The organism is Streptomyces sp. NRRL S-37, from assembly GCF_000721605.1.
Taxonomy (GTDB): Bacteria; Actinomycetota; Actinomycetes; order Streptomycetales; family Streptomycetaceae; genus Streptomyces.
In genome coordinates this window covers 1-1,462 of the sequence record NZ_JOIZ01000084.1, presented here as the reverse complement: position 1 = coordinate 1,462, position 1,462 = coordinate 1, and the positions used below count along the sequence as shown (strand labels likewise).

The window sequence follows — 1,462 nt, the reverse complement described above, 5'->3', positions numbered from 1 at the left end:
CCGTGGTCCCGCCACGGTCCGCGAGGAGATCCTGTGCGCGGCGTTCGCCGAGGTCCTCGGCGTCGACAGTGTCGGTGTCGATGACGACTTCTTCGCGCTCGGCGGCCATTCGCTGTTGGCGATCCGGCTGGTGGAAGTGTTGCGCGGCCGTGGTGTGTCGGTGTCGGTGCGGGCGCTGTTCCAGAGCCCGACGGTGGCCCGGCTGGCGGCTGCCGCCTCCGGGGCGGAGGACGTCGTCGTTCCGGCGAACGTGATCCCGGAGGGTACGCAGGCGATCACGCCGGAGATGCTGCCGCTGGTGGACCTGACCGCCGAGGAGGTCGAGCGGGTCGTGGCCACCGTCGAGGGCGGCGCGGCGAACGTCGCCGACATCTACCCCCTCGCTCCCCTCCAGGAGGGTCTGCTCTTCCACCACCTCCTCGCCGACGGCGGCGAAGACGCCTACGTCACGCCGATGGTGGTCGAGTTCGACAGCCGTGACCGGCTCGACGCGTTCACCCAGGCCCTTCAGAAGGTCATGGACCGCCATGACATCTATCGGACCGGGATCGTGTGGGAGGGTCTGCGCGAGCCGGTGCAGGTGGTGTGGCGCCGTGCGGAACTGCCTGTCGAGGAGATCGAACTCGACCGTCAGGGCACGGACATGGCAGGCGAGCTGGTGGCTCGTGCAGGACTCTCCATGGACCTGGACCGGGCTCCGCTGCTCCGGATGCACAAGGCGTTCCTCGCGGGTCGGGGTGACCGGCTGCCGGAGGCGCTGCCGTTCCGGAACTTCGTCGCGCAGGCGCACGGCGGGGTGGAGCGGGCCGCGCACGAGCGGTACTTCGCCGACCTGCTGGGTGATGTGGACGAGCCGACCGCGCCGTTCGGTCTGGTGGACGTGCGTGGTGCGGGCGCGGATGTGTCGCGTGTGGTGTCGGATCTGGGACCGGAGCTGTCGGGACGACGTCGTGTTCGGCACGGTGCTCTTCGGACGCATGAACGCCGGCTCCGGGGCGGACCGGGTGGCGGGTCCGTTCATCAACACGCTGCCGGTGGCGGGTCTGCTGGAGCACGAGCACGCGCCGCTGGCCGTGGCGCAGCAGGCCAGTGGCGTGCCGGGGGACACCCCGCTGTTCACGTCGCTGTTCAAGCTGGTCCGGGCCTTGAGGGCATCCGGACGGTGTTCTCGCGGGAGCGGACGAACTACCCGCTGTCGGTCTCGGTCGACGACGACGGCACTGAGCTGTCGGTGTTGGAGGAGGCGCTGGAGGGTGGCGCGGACCGGTCGCTGAGCGCGGTGGATGTGCTGGGTGAGGCTGAGCGGCAGCGGCTGTTGGTGGAGTGGAACGGCACTGTGGCCGGGGTGTCTTCGGGGACGATTCCGGAGTTGTTCGAGGCGCAGGTGGCGCGGACGCCGGATGCGGTCGCGGTGGTGGGTGACGGTGTCGAGGTGTCGTATGCGGAGTTGGATGCGCGTGCG

General features: G+C 70.1%; 1 protein-coding gene. It reads left to right on the top strand.

The genetic code is table 11. From position 1 onward, the window contains the following. A partial coding sequence (locus IH50_RS0136800; protein ID WP_030872988.1) for a condensation domain-containing protein occupies positions 1 to 1,462 on the top strand: 1,462 nt, incomplete at both ends.